This window comes from Haladaptatus caseinilyticus, from assembly GCF_026248685.1.
GTDB lineage: Archaea > Halobacteriota > Halobacteria > Halobacteriales > Haladaptataceae > Haladaptatus > Haladaptatus caseinilyticus.
Map to the genome: position 1 here is coordinate 137,943 of NZ_CP111037.1, position 15,047 is coordinate 152,989.

The following is a 15,047-nucleotide window of genomic DNA, read 5'->3' on the forward strand; positions in this document are numbered from 1 at the left end:
TCTCTCCTGCCACGTTAGTCGGTCGTGAGCGAATCGCGACTCGCGGCGCAGTTGTTCGGTCCGAGTTCGAGCTCGAACGCTTCTTCGTCGTCTGTGTGCTGTTTCCCCAAGTTCGTTGCGATGATATCCTCGTAGTTCGCAGGCCGCGGTGGCATGTCCGAGAGCACGAACTCGACGAACTCGTCGTGGTCCATCGAAAGAACGGCCATCGTCTCGCAGAGGCTACCGACAGTCGCGGTGAAAGTGCCGTCCTCGGCGGCAGTCGCCGAATCGCTGAAGTGGGCCGGCGCGACAACGGTTTCATCGGGAAGCGACAGGATCCGTTCCTGAAGCGTCTCGTAAAGGTTTTTCGCGGCTTCAGGTGCACCGTCGTCGCCTTCCTCGAGGTCGGGGCGGGCCACGCTTTCGGTGAACAGCGTATCACCCGTGAACAGTACGCCGCCGACTCGATACGAGGTCATGCCCGTCGTGTGACCGGGCGTGTGAATCACGTCGATGTCGGTCGCTCCCAGCGGGAGTGTTTCGCCGTCCTCGACCGTTCGATACGCCGCGCCGTACTCGAGACCACGGGTGTCTGCAAGGGTTGGCACGACAGCTTCAGCACCGCTCACATCTGCTACAGTTCGAACGCCGCTCACGTGGTCCGCGTGGATGTGCGTATCGATGGCGTATTTCAGGTCAGCATCGTGTGCGTCCGCGTCTTCGACGTATTTCTCCGCAAACGCTCGAAGAGGGTCGATAACTGCCGCTTCACCCTCGGAGACGACGAGGTACGATAGACAACCGCTGGACGGTCGTTGGTACTGAAGCACAGTCGTTTCCGCTCGCTCGATTTCGTTCCGTTCGAGTACGCGTGCCCACCCTTTCATCCCATCTTCGAGGTGATCGACGTCGTACCCCTGCTCGGCGAACAATCCGGCGATATACTCGCTCGAGCCGCCTTTCGCGCAGAGGACGGTTACTTCCTCGTCCTTGGGAACCGGGTCGAACAGTTCGTCGTCAGGCACATCGGCGAGATACTCGAAATATGGGACGTTGACGCTCTCGACGTTTTCACCGTCGATGCGCCACTTCTTATACTCGTCCGTTGCCCGTACGTCAAGAATCGTCACTGGGTCACCCGCGTTGATTCGCTCGTACAACTCGGTGGGAGTTACGGATTCCACTTCGACGTCCGGTGATGGAAACGCGGATTCGCTCATGGACACCATCAGCTATCGGCTACAGACACAAAAGGGTTCGCATAGTATTCCAAACTCTATACAATACTAAACTCCGTAAAATCCCTATATGGCTTCCCAAACTTTTGAATTTGTTAAACAGCTAATACGGTAGTGGGCACACAACACAATAATCAATACCCTTTTAACGGTACGAGCAATATTGTCCAATCCGTCCAACACAGCACATTGGTGATTGAACAATGAATACGGAATTCGACATCACGGAGACGCTCGACGTAACGGGAGAGAACTGCCCCATGCCGGTTATCAAAACGAAACAGACGACTGATGGATTGGCGGAGGGGGACGTACTTGAGGTCGTCGCAACCGATTCGGGAAGCATGAGCGACCTCAAAGGATGGGCGAACACGACCGAGGGCGTTGAACTGCTCGACCAGGAGGAGAGCGACAACGGCGGCGAAGCCGTCTACCGTCACTACGTCCGTAAGACGGAGTAATCATGAGTACCGATACGCCGAACTCCACACCGACGGAGGAGGACAGTGATACAGCGCTCCGAGAGCGAATCGAGGCGTTGGAAGGGGAACTCGCCGACCTAAAGGACGAGGTCGGTGGACGAAAGAAGATGACCATCATCGCCACGAAAGGAACCCTCGACATGGCGTACCCGCCCCTCATTCTCGCCAGTACCGCCGCCGCGTTCGGTTGGGATGTCGTGGTCTTCCACACCTTCTGGGGGCTGGACATCCTTCACGAGGAGAAATCGAAGAACCTCAAACTCAGCGCCGTCGGCAACCCGAGTATGCCGATGCCGAACGCGATGGCCGCCCTCCCCGGTATGGACGCCATGGCGACGAAGATGATGGAGAAGAAAATTGAGGAGAACGGCACCGCGACAATCGAGGAACTCATCGACGTATCGATCGAATCCGGCGTCGAGCTGCAAGCCTGTCAGATGACGATGGACCTGATGGATTTCGACGAATCGGAGTTTTACGACGGCGTCGTTTCCGGCGTCGGTGCGGCTACCGCCCTCGAACACATGGCTGATGCCGACATCCAACTGCTCGTCTAATCGAGTTCGATTTATTCGTTCACGACTTTGTTCTACCTCTGACACTACCCCAACATTTTTGAGGGGTGTAGTCATATCGACATGCAAGGTCGAATCATGACCACCTCTCTCCTTCACTGACCGGACCGTAGTCAGGTCGATTCGGTGTCTTCCATCGAATAGCCGCCGCTTTTGACCTCGCTCCCGGTTTCACACGCCCCACGTCGAACAGCGTCGGGTGACGAGTTTAACAACCCGGAAACACACCAAACGAAAATTAGCTATGCAATCAGGTTCAGCAATCATCGCACAACGGACGGACGACGGAACGACTGATACTGCGGAAATTCGGGCGCTCGCCGACGCGGCGGGTTACGACGTGGTCGAGGAGGTGACACAGAACCGAGCCGAAGATTCGACGTACCAGTTCGGGCGCGGCACGGCCGAAACGTTGGCGGAGCGAGTCGAAGCGAGCGGCGTGACCACCGTTATTTTCGACAATCCACTCAGCCCACAGCAAACGTACGAAATCGCAGAGCTGTGTCCGAGTGGAACCGAAATCATCGACCGATATCGTCTCGTCCTCGAAATATTCGGTCAACAGGCCGGAACTCGCCGGGCAAAGTTACAAGTCGAACTCGCACGGTTACGGTACGAACTCCCGCGGGTACAGGCCGAAATCCGGTTGGAGAAGGAAGTCGCGAACGAACGCCGGTCGCGGAACGGCCTCGGGGAGAAAGAGGATCGGCGCATTACCGACATCAAAGATCGTATCGACCGAATCGAGTCAAAACTCGACAGCATCTCCGATATCAGCGACCAGCGACGGGGAAAACGCCGAGAGCAGGGGTTCGCCCTCGTCGCTCTCGCGGGGTACACCAACGCCGGAAAATCGACACTGCTGCGACGACTGGCCGATGAAATGGAATTCGAGCCGAACAACCACGACGACCTCGAAGTGAGCGCCGAGGTCGAGGATAGGCTGTTCAAAACGCTCGAAACGACCACTCGCCGGGCCGAAGTTCGGGGACGAAAGACGCTGATTACGGATACGGTTGGCTTCATCGATGACTTACCTCACTGGCTGGTCGAGTCGTTCGAGGCGACGCTCACGGAGACGTACGAGGCCGACCTCGTGTTGCTCGTCGCGGACGTTAGCGACCCCCTGCCGGAACTGCGCGAAAAGCTTCGGACCTCCCACGGTCTCCTCGGAGACGACGTAGAGGCCGTGGTGACGGTTCTGAACAAAGCGGACCGAATTACCGATGCCGAACTGGACGAGCGAGCTTCCGGCGTCGCTGACCTCGCGCCGAATCCAGTCGTCGCCAGCGCGACCGAAAACGAGGGTATCGACGCGCTTCGGGGACGAATCGTGGAGCAGCTACCCAATTGGAAGACGAGCGAATTGACGCTTCCAAACACGAGCGAGACGATGTCGTTTCTTTCGTGGCTCTACGACCACGCCCGAGTCGAATCGGTTTGGTATCCGGGTGAGCGCGAGGAAGTCGTGGTCGAATTCGCTGCGGCACCGACGATCGTCCGACGCGCGACTGCGAAAGCCGACACCATTTCGGTATAATCGCCGGTTACGCTCCCAAATACTCATGACCGTTCCCCCCTTACGCCCATTGATGCCCGGTAACACGGGTATCGGGGGACGGGGAATATGAGCAGTGACTCTCAGCCAGTAACACAGCGGGATAGTCCACCGGACGAGCAGCTAGTCGGCGAACCCGGCCGCTCGGAGGCGAAAGAACAACTTCCGGATCGGTTCGACTCGAAGCTCCGTCGCGCGCTCGGAACGTCGCCATTCATCCTGACGAAGTTCGACTCCTTCATGAACTGGGTTCGAGGCTCGTCGATGTTCATGTTGCAGTTCGGCATCGCTTGCTGTAGCATCGAGATGATGCACACCTACGCGGTCAAACACGACTTGGACCGGTTCGGAGCGGGGGTTCCGCGGGCATCGCCGCGGCAGGCCGACGTTATCATCGTACCGGGGACCATCGTCTCGAAGTTCGCGCCTCGGATGAAGCGCGTCTACGACCAGATGCCGGAACCCAAATTCGTCGTCAGCATGGGCTCGTGTACCTGTTCCGGCGGGCCGTTCCAGGAGGGGTACAACGTCATCAAGGGTGCGGAGGAAGTCATCCCGGTGGACATCCACGTCCCCGGATGCCCGCCACGCCCTGAAGCGCTCATCTACGGCATCGCCAAACTACAGGAGCGAATCGCTCACGGGGAAGCCAGTCCGGTCGTCGTAAAGCCGTATGAACTGGAACAGTTCGGCGACCTGAGCCGCGACGAACTGGTTGCGACGCTCGCGGACCAAATCGACGACGACACGCTCGTCATGCGCTACAACTGGGTGGATTCCCCATGAGCCTGCAGGAACAACGCTTTGATGGTGACGAACTCGCCGACTTGCTCGGTGACCACGTCGTCGGACGCGAGGAGCATCTGAACGCGCCGGGGTTCGTCATTCGACCCGACGAAGTGCAGTCTGTACTGACCGTGCTGCGCGACGAAGCCGGGTTCGACCATCTTTCGTGCCTCTCCGCCCAGCAATACGAAGACCGATACGAGAGCATCTACCATCTGAAAAAATACGACGACCCGAAACAGGAGGTCAGCGTCGTCGTCCCGACGAACACCGACGACCCCGTGAGTCAGTCGGCGGAACCCGTCTTCCGAACCGCGGAATGGCATGAGCGGGAGGCGTACGATCTCGTGGGTATCGAGTACGAAGGCAACCCCGACATGCGACGCATTCTCCTGCCGGAAACGTGGCAGGGACATCCGCTCGCGCTCGATTACGACCAGGATAAGCCACAAATCGTCACGCTGGAGGCACACAAAAACCCGCTTCAGGAGGACCATTACGCGGACGACGCCGATACAATCTTCATCAACATCGGGCCACACCACCCCGCGACGCACGGCGTGCTTCACTTGGAGACGGTATTGGATGGCGAACAGGTCCTCGACGTGAAGCCCGACGTGGGGTATCTCCATCGCTGTGAGGAGCAGATGGCCCAAAACGGCACGTACCGCCATCAGATCATGCCGTATCCGGACCGCTGGGATTACGCCTCCGCTGGATTGCTCAACGAGTGGGCGTACGCCCGCGTCGCCGAGGACCTCGCTGCGTTGGAGGTTCCGGAGTATGCGCAGGTGATTCGAACGATGAGTGCGGAACTGTGCCGAATCGCGGCACATATGCTCGCGGTCGGAACCTTCGCGCTGGACGTGTACGGCGACTTCACAGCAATCTTCATGTACGCTATGCGCGACAGGGAGCGGGTCCAGAACCTTTTGGAGGATTTGACGGGGCAACGAATGATGTTCAACTACTTCCGCCTCGGCGGAGTCATCTGGGACCTTCCAGAACCGCGTGAGGAGTACTTGGACAAAATTCGGGATTTCATGGACGAACTTCCCGAAGCGCTCGAAGAGTACCACGATCTCATTACCAGCAACGAAATCTTCCAACTGCGCTGTCTCGACACCGGCGTGCTCGAACCCGAGGTGGCGAAGCAATACGGCGTAACTGGTCCCGTCGCTCGTGGGTCGGGCATCGACTACGACCTGCGTCGTGACGACCCATACGGCTACTACGACAATCTCGATTGGAACGTCGTCACCGAAGACGGGTGCGATAACTACGCTCGCGTCCTAGTTCGACTCCGGGAAGTCGAGGAATCCGCAAAAATCATCGAGCAATGCGTCGAACTGCTTGACGACTGGCCCGAGGACGAACGTGAAATTCAGTCGAACGTTCCCCGGACGCTCAAACCCGAGGCCGACACCGAAATCTATCGCGCCGTCGAGGGTGCGAAAGGCGAACTCGGCATCTACATCCGGTCCGATGGCACGTCCAAACCCGCACGGTTCAAGATTCGAAGTCCGTGCTTCCACAACCTTTCGGCACTCCCCGAGATGGCGAACGGTGAACTCGTCCCTGATTTGGTTGCGTCGCTGGGGAGCCTCGACATCATCCTCGGGGAGGTGGACCGATGATCGGCTTGCTCAAAGGGATGGCGACGACGATGAAACACGCATTGGACGGGTCCACGTTCACGGTCGAGTATCCGGACGTAGCGCCCGAGGTCAGCCCTCGCTTCCGCGGCATCCACAAGTTCAGCCAAGAGCGCTGTATCTGGTGTCGCCAATGCGAGAACGTCTGTCCGAACGACACGATTCAGATCGTGATGGACGACCAACGCAACGGCGAGCAGTACAACCTCCACGTCGGGCAGTGTATCTACTGCCGGCTCTGCGAGGAGGTCTGTCCCGTTGACGCGATTTTGCTCACCCAGAACTTCGAGTTCACGGGCGACACGAAAGACGATCTCGTCTACAACAAAGAGCAATTGAAAAACGTCCCGTGGTACAACGATATCGACCCACTCGAATCACGCGAACCGGACAGGGGTGCGTGGATCGGTGAAGGTGAGGGGTCGGTGGATTACCAGTAATCAGGCCAGTCGCCGTTTCATACCGTAATACAGCCGCCGTCGTTGATACACCAACTCGCCGATCAGCCATCCGACCACGAGGAGGATGGCGAATATTACGGCGATAAAGGCGTACTCGTTCATCCAGATAGGGCGGATGAAGGGAGTCGCTTGATCCCACAGTTCGCCGTACTCGCGCATATCCTCTTCGAGGGACGTCCCTGCGAAGGTGTTTCCGAGAAGGACAGACATCTTCACTCGGTCGCCGGTTCCGGGGTCGATGTTCGCGCTTCCGGAGACCTGGTATTTGCCGGTCACGCCTTGATCGGCCATCGTCGGATCGTTGGAGCCGTCACCGGAGGAGATGCGCTCGGCGTCGTACGGAAGCCACGGCGAGTAGAACTCCCAGACGATTTTGCCCTTTGGCGTTACTTCAATGACGCGGTGGTTTGAGGAGTCGGTGATGAGAGTGTTCCCGTTCGGAAGCCGGTCCGCGTCACGGGGCCAGTTGAACTTCTCCGACGACCCCATCTCCCACGTTTTCTTCCAGTCGCTACCCCGTTTTGCGTATTCGACGACACGGTGGTTCTCGGAGTCAGCGACGAGGATGGTCGGAGTACCGGATTCGCTTTCAAGATAGTCCGGATTGTGCTGCTCCTGCAGGATATCAGTGTTGTCATCCTTTCCGAGCTTCATCGTGACTTCCTTCGACTCGCGGTCGATAACAATGACCTCATCCATGTTTCGCGGGTCGGCCATGTATTTGCCCGGCGCAATTTTATCGACGTCGTTGACGTGCGTCCAATCGTCAGTGAAATCCCCGCCGTTTTGCTTCTCGTAATGGTTGCGGAAGTACCAGCGCCAGACGATTTCGTCTTTCTCCAGGTCGTAGACGTAGATACTGTCGTCGTTCTTGCCGGAGCTCTCGTTGTACGCCCGCATGTTCGCGACGAGGAGCTGTGTGCCGTTGTTGATGAGGTCGATGTCGTGCGTGTCGTGGATTTTGAGGAATCGCTTCCAAACCTTCTTCTGCGTGTCCGGGTTGTACTCGTAGACGAGTGTTCCACCTCGCTGTGTCGAGGTGACGAGCAGGTTTCCGTTCTCCAGCGGATCAACGTCGTAGAACCACGCTGCGCCTTCCTTCGAGCCGTTGTGGACCCACTCGACGTTCCCCTTCGGGCCGACGGCGACGAGGCGGGCGGGCTTTTTCTTGTTTCCTTTCCCTTCGAAGTGATATCCTTGAACGCTGATAACCGTCGTCCCGTCCGCCGGTTGTTTGATCGTTCCTTTCGTGAGATTCGATTCCTCTTGGTCGTACGTTATTGCGGAGACAGCGGAGGGCGCGAGTAAGGCGACGACCAACAACAAGACGACTCCGCGCACGAGCCACGGCCGTGGCGGGAGTCGTTCCGTCCAGTCCATACGCTATACTCGCTAACCTTCTGTTTGTATATTTTGTGTTTCCTCTACCATTTTCGACCCCTTGTTGTTCCTGTCATATATATGTACATCAATATATCTGATACGTACTCGAATGCATCGCGAGCACGACCAGTGCTCGCACAAGACCCTCATCCGATGGTTTTCTTGCCCTCCCGGGCTGGGGGTCGCTATCGACGGGAAACGTTCGTCGTTTGCACTCCTTGTCGTCCCTATATGTGCACAGTACCGAACCATGAACGAACCCTTACTCCGACGACGGAACCGGTAGTAGCTAATGGTTTTTAACTGATACCGCCGTCACACGTTCGTGAATGCCCCGTGATATCGACCCACGGCTACTCGTTCCCGCCCCCCTTCGCCGCATCCCATCCGATCTCGCGGCGATCTTCGTATTCGTCCTCGCGACGCTTCTCAGCACGCTCCTCCCGGTCGTAAACGAAACCCCCGTTCGGCTCGTTCTTGCGGTCCCATTCGTTCTCTTCGCCCCCGGCTACGCCTTCGTTGCGGTGCTCTTTCCCGAGGGAAGCACGTCCTCCGGGAAACGACGCTCCGTCACTGACCGAATTCACGACCGGTTCGAAACCGGCATCGATACGCTCGAACGCGTTGCGCTCTCGTTCGGAACCAGTATCGCGATCGTTCCGCTCATCGGACTCGTACTCAACGTTACCTCGTGGGGAATCCGACTGCTCCCGGTGCTGGTCGCGCTTAGTGGATTTACCCTTCTCACGACGGCGGTCGCGGTGGTTCGTCGTTGGAACGCCCCCGAAGAAACCCGATTTTCAGTGTCGTTTCGACGAACGGGTGCTGAGATTCGAACGGAGCTATTCGAACCGGAGACGCGCTTCGATGCGATGCTAAACGTTGTCCTCGTTGCGTGTCTGTTGCTCGTCGCTGCGAGCATCATGTACGCGGTTACGGTTCCCAACACCGAGGAACAGTTTACCGAGTTTTACCTGTTGTCCACGGACAAGGATGATACGCTCGCCGCCGACGAGTATCCGACCGACTTCACCGTTGGAGAGAAAAAACCGGTCTACGTGGGGTTACAAAACCACGAACAACACCGGAAACGGTACACTGTCGTCGTTCTCTTACAGCGCGTAACTAGGACGGACGACTCGACGAATGTTCATCGTGAGCAGGAGGTCGCTCGATATCGGCCGGTGGTCGAGGAAAACGGGACTTGGCAAAAGAAAACCGTTATCGCCCCGCGAATGACCGGTGAAAACCTCCGATTGCAGTATCTGTTGTACAGGGGTGATGCACCGGCCGAACTGAACGCCGATACCGCCTACCAGGAACTTCACCTGTGGATCAACGTTTCGGAACCGAATCCATCGTCCCCGGGTGATCGTTCTTGATTTCGATGACCTGCATCGTGAACCGAGGAAAACGATATACCGCGCCGTCCACACCCAGCGTCTGCCGTTCAATCGGGAACCGAGTCAGGAATAATACCACGGTTTCATCGCTTCCAGATGTATAGTGGCCGACAGATTCATGTGACTATAGCTAGATAAGATGATGATGAAGGGATTAACTATCGACCGTGCATTGAAAGCAATGCGCAACCCGTACCTCTTGGCGAGGGAAATAAATAAATTATATTATACGAACTACAAAAACAATAGTGCGTACGGAACTGATATCTTCGATGAAGATTGGGATAATCTGATAATCCTGGACGCATGCCGGTACGACGTCTTCAAAGGTGAAAACTACCTCCCCGGACAGTTACAAAAGCGAGTCTCGAAGGCGAGTAGCACCGTCGGTTTTCTGCGACAGAACTTCGATGGCGGACGATTTCACGATACTGTTTACGTGACCGCGAACCCACAACTCACGTGGAAGTCGGATTTTTTCGAGACCGAGTTTCATTCGGTCGCCAATGTGTGGACATCCTCGTGGGACGAGGACGTTCAATCCGTCACGCCGCAGACGATGGAACGACACGGGAAGAAGGCGAACGAGCGCTTCCCGAACAAGCGACTGATACTTCACTTCCTCCAACCACACTTCCCATTTATCGGTGAGTATGGGAAGTCGAATTTCGAGACCGGTTTCGCGTCCGGATTTTGGACGAGAGTGAAAGAGGGGGACGTCTCGGTACCGAAAGAAACGATTTGGGAAGCCTACCGAGAAAATTTGGCGGTAGTGCTTCCGAGCGTCGAAGCCCTTCTAGAGACGCTCCCCGGGACAACGATCGTGACCTCCGATCATGGGCAAGCATTCGGCGAACGGTCCTTTCCTCTCCCGATTCGGGAGTACGGACACCCGCGAGAAACGTTTATGCCTTGTTTGACCGACGTTCCGTGGTTAGTGTATGATTCCGGTCGCGAAAAGCACGTCGAGGCCGAACCACCGGCCGAAGCCCACCGTGATATGGGACGACAATACGATACCGAACAGGTAGAATCACGGTTGAAGCAACTCGGCTACAAGATGTAAGTCGTATCGATGAATGGAAGCTTCACCGAAAAGATATCGATCACATTTATCGGCGGTATCGTCGGGCGGTTCACGCAGTATTTCATCTACATCCTGATATCGAGGTCGCTGGGCCCAGCAGCGCTCGGCGTTTTTAGCTTCGGCTACGTCCTCCTGAGTTTCGTTTCGATCATCTCACGATTGGGGTTGGATAACGCGGCGAAGAAGTTCATCCCGAAATACTCCGATACGGAGACAAAAATTCGGGGAATAATACTTTTGTGTCTGGTAGTTCCTGCGATATCGGGTAGCATTCTGTCCGTCGGGGTATTTCTGCTCTACGATGTGCTAAACGGTGTCGTTCAATTCAAAGTCGCCCGGAACGCACTTCTCTTTCTCGTCGGTGTTCCAGCGTTTTCGTCCTTAACAGTGGCGATGGCCGCAACGCTCGGGTTCAGGGAGACCAAGTACTCCGTCTACGCGAAAGACATCATCCAAAGCGGTTCGGCTGGGATTTTGATCGCCGCAGTCGTGTACTTTCATGGTTCCATTCGATTGGTCATCGCGGCGTACGTGGTCTCCATCGTCTTGGGGTTAGTGTACTCGATAGCGGTGTTAGCACGCAAGAGCGGGATGTACGACTCGCTCCGCTACGAGATTCGATATCGAGAGGTGCTTCTCTTTTCGATTCCGGTGATGTTCACGGCGGTATCCCAGTATCTTGTTTCGTGGACGGATATCCTGATGCTTGGAATCCTCATGGACAGTGCCGCGGTTGGCTACTATCAAGTGGCATTTCAGACCGCCGCTATCATGGGTTTCATCATGTTCGGTGTGAACTCCCTCTTCCCGTCCGTCGCTGCCGACCTCTATCACTCCGACCGTCTGGATGAGCTTCGAACCACGTATCAGATCATCACAAAGTGGATCACGTATCTGACGGTCGTTTCGTTCCTCTTCATCGTGATAAAATCTGATGAGATTTTGCGCCTCTTCGGTTCCTCGTTCGAACAGAGTCAAATGGCTCTCATCGTCCTCGGCACTGCGTTTATTGTCGCTGGTGTCGTCGGCCCGACGGGATATCTGCTCAGTATGACCGGTTACGAGCGAGTTGAGATGGTCAACAACGTCGTCATCGCAGTGTTGAACATCGTGCTGAACTACGTTTTGATCGGCAAATTCGGCGTATTGGGGGCCGCGTTTTCTACGTCGATATCGCTTTCGCTGCTGAACGTCCTGCGAGTCGTCGAAACCTGGGTGTTTTTGGATATCGCCCCCGACCCGTCTTCGTACTACAAAGGAATCGTTCCGATCGCGGCCTCCATGGGCACCCTTGCTGCGACATCCGGACTAGTAAGCGGTAATCTCATCGACCTCGTTGTCAGTGGACTCGCCTATGGGCTGACGTTCGTGGTGTTGATGTACTATTTCGGGTTCGAAAAGCGCGACAGAAAGCTGCTACAACCGATTCAGTAGTCCGACTCGTCGGAACACCACCGGTTTCCGTCAGGCCGTTTCGTTACTGCTGTAATATATCGTCGTTTGCTCCGCATTGTATACCTTATGCACGTGGACGTTGCTCCGAATCCGTGCTCTCGACTGGTCCCACGATTCGAGGTTGACCCAATTTTTGAGCGCTAACCATTTCCATTCGTAGTTGATCGCGTAGTATCCTGACGTCGGTTTCGACCCGTTTCGAAGTTGTCCGACGTTTTCTATCGATATCTTCTGTATCGCCGCTCCGTCGGACGCTGGTTCTGGCGTGTTCGTCTCCATGAACAGTTGGAGGAGGTACTTCGTGAGGACGCTCGATTTTATCTCGGAGACGTTCGTGTACTGCATTGCCCATTGAGACGTGGCGTCGAAGTCCTGATACCCATCGGTACGGTTTATCGTCCGGTTCTGCTCGTTGACGACGAAGAACGCCGGCTGTGCGATGAGCAACACCGCTATTGCGACTGCGCTCCATTGTCGCAGGTTGATTTTCGGCAGTGCGCGGTCACCGAGACGCCAGAAATACGCGATGCAGAGCACTGCCGGTGGATGGAGCCACGCGACGGCAGGATGGCCCATGACGAATCGAATGAATATGAAGCCACCAATTCCGACGAGAAATGAGTGGATGAGGATGCTGTCTTCGCGTGGCCTGTCTCGGAGGACGTGGTAATAAAACATCGAGACGAAGAACAACAGAGAAAGGGCGATGACGACGTATTTTGCGACCGCGATGTACGTCGATTCGACCGGCTGTGTAAAGTAAAGCGACTTCGCGAGCTGTGTCGAAGTTTCGTCGTTCGTGAACCACTCCATTAGCAACTTATCGAAGCTCGAAATCGACGGTCCCGCTCCTAGAAACACGGGAATGAATCGAAGGTAGATGAAATTGAGAAAGCCAAACTCGACGACCAGTAGTATCGGAACGATGTTCTCGACCTGCCGGTTCGTCGCTACTTGTTTGATCGGATCGTATATCAATCGACGAGTCAGCATGAGTGTGACGAGTGTGAGTAGGACGATGGCCGTGCGGTCGTACGAAACGAAAACCAGCGTGGTCCCCGCCAGCAGACCGATCGGGTAGAACCGTTTCGTCGGTTTGTCCACCTCAATAAATAGTAATAGTACGATCGTGAACTGAAGCAGGGCACCAATTCCGTGTGGCCAATAAAATGTCTTGCTCGTTCCGTTGAGTGAGGCGAGAAATTGTATCAGTACCAACAACCCCGCGATCAGATGACTGCCCGAAATCCGTTTGAGAAGTGCATAATACAGGGCGATGTAGGGGAAGATAGTTACTGGAGCAAACAGAAGCGGTGTGCTCGTCGTCCCCCACATGAGCGCCAGTATCGACCCGAGTGAGTAGAATCCGGAGAGATAGATGTACGGCTCGGAGATGTGGCCCGTCTCCAGAACCTGCTGAACGCGCGCAACGTGCTGCGGTGCGAACGAGTCGATGGAGATGATATGTGCGAAGAGAGGAAATGAAATGGCGAGGGAGACACAGATAATAGCGACCTTCAACCGCCGACTGTCTTCCATACCGACCGTACTTTGGACACCCCGATAAAACTCTGTCTCGTTTACACAAACCCGGGAGAAAATCCAGCGACGGAACGGTTGTGATGTATCTTCACGAAGGATATTCTCGTCGGCTGGGTGGTTATCGAACAGGGACGCCGTTATTCTAGCGCGGACGGTGGAACCATCGTCTACGTAGAAACGGTCGGCCGAAAGGATATTTACTATTTCAGTCGTTCGAACGATACTGATGAACGTCCTCCAGGTAGGACCGGTGCCGAAACGCGTCGGGGGGAAAAACACGGGCGGGGTGGCAAACCATCTCTGGGATCTTTCGACGAACCTCGTCGCCAACGGGTACGAAGTGAACGTATTAGCACACAACTTGTACGATTCGACTTGTAACCCGACGACGAAGGACGGTGTACGGATCTACGGCGTGGATTGGAAGCGAACCGTTACGAACACCGACACGTATCGTTCCGCCGGAGATCTGCTTTCGGTTAATCGCGAATACTTCGGACAGTTTCCGCCCGTCGACCGGATTAAATATCTCGTCTATCACCTCCATTGCCGAAGCGTCTTCGAACGTATCGATCCCGACCTGATACACAACCACCATCTCGGATTCAAGTGCCCTATCGTTCATCACGAGCGGAACGTAACGCTCGACGGGGAAGTACCGATACTCACCTCCGTCCACGGGTTCCACGGAATGATGTTCGGCGACGAAAAGTCGAAAGCCGATCACGAAACGTTGATACGGGACAGCTATGCGCTGTCGGACAATCTGCTTCTCAACAGCAGCCAAGTACTAGACGAAGCGAACCATCTCTTCTCCGATCTGGATAAGAAGGAGTACTACGTGGGAATCAATGGGGTCGACGGGGAAAAGTATCATCCGACCGGCAAACCCTTGGACACGACCGACCAAACGACGCTTCTCTATGTCAGCCGATTGGAGGAGCGAAAAGGGATATTCACCCTGTTGGATGCACTTTCGGACGGGTTTTCGCCGGAAAACGTTCGGTGCATCGTGGTCGGTGACGGTGAGGAGAAGCCCGAAGTGGAGCGGCGGATCGAGACGAACAGAATCGAGGACGTGGTGGAACTGAAGGGCTTCGTGCCGAAACTGGTCGATTACTACAACGAGGCTGACGTACTCGTCGTCCCCAGCTATCACGAGGATTTCGGACTGATATACGCCGAAGCACTTTCCTGTGGTACCCCGGTGATCGCGACGACGAACGTCCCCGAAAGCCTGATCCCGAACGAGGAGATCGGACTGCGTATTCCACCAAACGATTCGGACCGGCTGGTTGACGCTATCGAAACGGCATCGCACAAGGAGTGGAATACCGCGAAGATACTCGACCACGCACGAACTTATCACTGGAGGAATAAGATCGCTGATTACAACGAAATCTACACCGATCTCGTCGCCGTCGATGGATGAATCCGGGG

The 15,047-nt window shown here is 55.8% G+C and carries 13 protein-coding genes; 10 read left to right on the forward strand and 3 right to left on the reverse strand.

What is annotated here, in order from left to right:
* Positions 1-14: 14 nt before the first annotated feature.
* The gene (locus tag OOF89_RS14980; RefSeq protein ID WP_266080453.1) at positions 15-1,202 is read right to left on the reverse strand and encodes an MBL fold metallo-hydrolase; all 1,188 of its coding nucleotides are present in this window, start codon (positions 1,200-1,202) and stop codon (positions 15-17) included.
* 221 nt (positions 1,203-1,423) lie between these two features.
* Between OOF89_RS14980 and OOF89_RS14985 the strand changes: the two genes are divergently transcribed.
* From OOF89_RS14985 to OOF89_RS15010, 6 genes are all read left to right on the forward strand, one after another.
* Positions 1,424-1,681 (forward strand): sulfurtransferase TusA family protein, encoded by a 258-nt coding sequence (locus OOF89_RS14985; RefSeq protein ID WP_266080455.1) that lies wholly within the window; start codon positions 1,424-1,426, stop codon positions 1,679-1,681.
* A 2-nt stretch (positions 1,682-1,683) separates the two neighbouring features.
* Positions 1,684-2,259 carry a DsrE/DsrF/DrsH-like family protein gene (locus tag OOF89_RS14990; RefSeq protein ID WP_266080456.1) on the forward strand — a complete coding sequence of 192 codons (576 nt, stop codon included), beginning with the start codon at positions 1,684-1,686 and terminating at the stop codon, positions 2,257-2,259.
* Positions 2,260-2,521: 262 nt separating this feature from the next.
* Positions 2,522-3,817 (forward strand): GTPase HflX, encoded by a 1,296-nt coding sequence (gene hflX, locus OOF89_RS14995; protein ID WP_266080458.1) that lies wholly within the window; start codon positions 2,522-2,524, stop codon positions 3,815-3,817.
* A gap of 87 nt (positions 3,818-3,904) precedes the next feature.
* Positions 3,905-4,621, forward strand: coding sequence for an NADH-quinone oxidoreductase subunit B (locus OOF89_RS15000; RefSeq protein ID WP_266080460.1), 717 nt, complete (start codon positions 3,905-3,907; stop codon positions 4,619-4,621).
* The gene (locus OOF89_RS15005; protein WP_266080462.1) at positions 4,618-6,258 is read left to right on the forward strand and encodes an NADH-quinone oxidoreductase subunit D; all 1,641 of its coding nucleotides are present in this window, start codon (positions 4,618-4,620) and stop codon (positions 6,256-6,258) included. Before OOF89_RS15000 ends, OOF89_RS15005 begins: the two co-directional genes overlap by 4 nt.
* Entirely contained in the window at positions 6,255-6,716 is a 462-nt protein-coding gene (locus tag OOF89_RS15010; RefSeq protein ID WP_266080463.1) for a NuoI/complex I 23 kDa subunit family protein, read from the forward strand. Before OOF89_RS15005 ends, OOF89_RS15010 begins: the two co-directional genes overlap by 4 nt.
* Here OOF89_RS15010 and OOF89_RS15015 read toward each other — a convergent pair whose 3' ends face one another.
* On the reverse strand, positions 6,717-8,117 hold the full coding sequence (locus OOF89_RS15015; protein WP_266080465.1) for an arylsulfotransferase family protein: 1,401 nt from the start codon (positions 8,115-8,117) through the stop codon (positions 6,717-6,719).
* A gap of 332 nt (positions 8,118-8,449) precedes the next feature.
* On the opposite strand from OOF89_RS15015, the gene OOF89_RS15020 reads away from it, so the two are divergent.
* From OOF89_RS15020 to OOF89_RS15030, 3 genes are all read left to right on the forward strand, one after another.
* A complete protein-coding gene (locus OOF89_RS15020) occupies positions 8,450-9,502 on the forward strand; it encodes a DUF1616 domain-containing protein (RefSeq protein WP_266080467.1) in 1,053 nt (350 codons plus the stop codon).
* Positions 9,503-9,704: 202 nt separating this feature from the next.
* Positions 9,705-10,589, forward strand: coding sequence for a hypothetical protein (locus OOF89_RS15025; RefSeq protein WP_266080469.1), 885 nt, complete (start codon positions 9,705-9,707; stop codon positions 10,587-10,589).
* Positions 10,590-10,598: 9 nt separating this feature from the next.
* On the forward strand, positions 10,599-12,044 hold the full coding sequence (locus OOF89_RS15030) for a flippase (RefSeq protein ID WP_266080471.1): 1,446 nt from the start codon (positions 10,599-10,601) through the stop codon (positions 12,042-12,044).
* A 30-nt stretch (positions 12,045-12,074) separates the two neighbouring features.
* On the opposite strand, the gene OOF89_RS15035 is transcribed toward OOF89_RS15030, so the two are convergent.
* A complete protein-coding gene (locus OOF89_RS15035; RefSeq protein WP_266080473.1) occupies positions 12,075-13,604 on the reverse strand; it encodes a hypothetical protein in 1,530 nt (509 codons plus the stop codon).
* Positions 13,605-13,833: 229 nt separating this feature from the next.
* Between OOF89_RS15035 and OOF89_RS15040 the strand changes: the two genes are divergently transcribed.
* On the forward strand, positions 13,834-15,039 hold the full coding sequence (locus OOF89_RS15040) for a glycosyltransferase family 4 protein (protein ID WP_266080475.1): 1,206 nt from the start codon (positions 13,834-13,836) through the stop codon (positions 15,037-15,039).
* Positions 15,040-15,047: the final 8 nt, after the last annotated feature.

What these genes read in the sequence shown, in the direction of transcription:
- OOF89_RS14980 (WP_266080453.1), bottom strand. Translation starts at nt 1,202, where the DNA reads ATGAGCGAATCCGCGTTTCCATCACCGGACGTCGAAGTGGAATCCGTA.
- OOF89_RS14985 (WP_266080455.1), top strand. Translation starts at nt 1,424, where the DNA reads ATGAATACGGAATTCGACATCACGGAGACGCTCGACGTAACGGGAGAG.
- OOF89_RS14990 (WP_266080456.1), top strand. Translation starts at nt 1,684, where the DNA reads ATGAGTACCGATACGCCGAACTCCACACCGACGGAGGAGGACAGTGAT.
- hflX (WP_266080458.1), top strand. Translation starts at nt 2,522, where the DNA reads ATGCAATCAGGTTCAGCAATCATCGCACAACGGACGGACGACGGAACG.
- OOF89_RS15000 (WP_266080460.1), top strand. Translation starts at nt 3,905, where the DNA reads ATGAGCAGTGACTCTCAGCCAGTAACACAGCGGGATAGTCCACCGGAC.
- OOF89_RS15005 (WP_266080462.1), top strand. Translation starts at nt 4,618, where the DNA reads ATGAGCCTGCAGGAACAACGCTTTGATGGTGACGAACTCGCCGACTTG.
- OOF89_RS15010 (WP_266080463.1), top strand. Translation starts at nt 6,255, where the DNA reads ATGATCGGCTTGCTCAAAGGGATGGCGACGACGATGAAACACGCATTG.
- OOF89_RS15015 (WP_266080465.1), bottom strand. Translation starts at nt 8,117, where the DNA reads ATGGACTGGACGGAACGACTCCCGCCACGGCCGTGGCTCGTGCGCGGA.
- OOF89_RS15020 (WP_266080467.1), top strand. Translation starts at nt 8,450, where the DNA reads ATGCCCCGTGATATCGACCCACGGCTACTCGTTCCCGCCCCCCTTCGC.
- OOF89_RS15025 (WP_266080469.1), top strand. Translation starts at nt 9,705, where the DNA reads ATGCGCAACCCGTACCTCTTGGCGAGGGAAATAAATAAATTATATTAT.
- OOF89_RS15030 (WP_266080471.1), top strand. Translation starts at nt 10,599, where the DNA reads ATGAATGGAAGCTTCACCGAAAAGATATCGATCACATTTATCGGCGGT.
- OOF89_RS15035 (WP_266080473.1), bottom strand. Translation starts at nt 13,604, where the DNA reads ATGGAAGACAGTCGGCGGTTGAAGGTCGCTATTATCTGTGTCTCCCTC.
- OOF89_RS15040 (WP_266080475.1), top strand. Translation starts at nt 13,834, where the DNA reads ATGAACGTCCTCCAGGTAGGACCGGTGCCGAAACGCGTCGGGGGGAAA.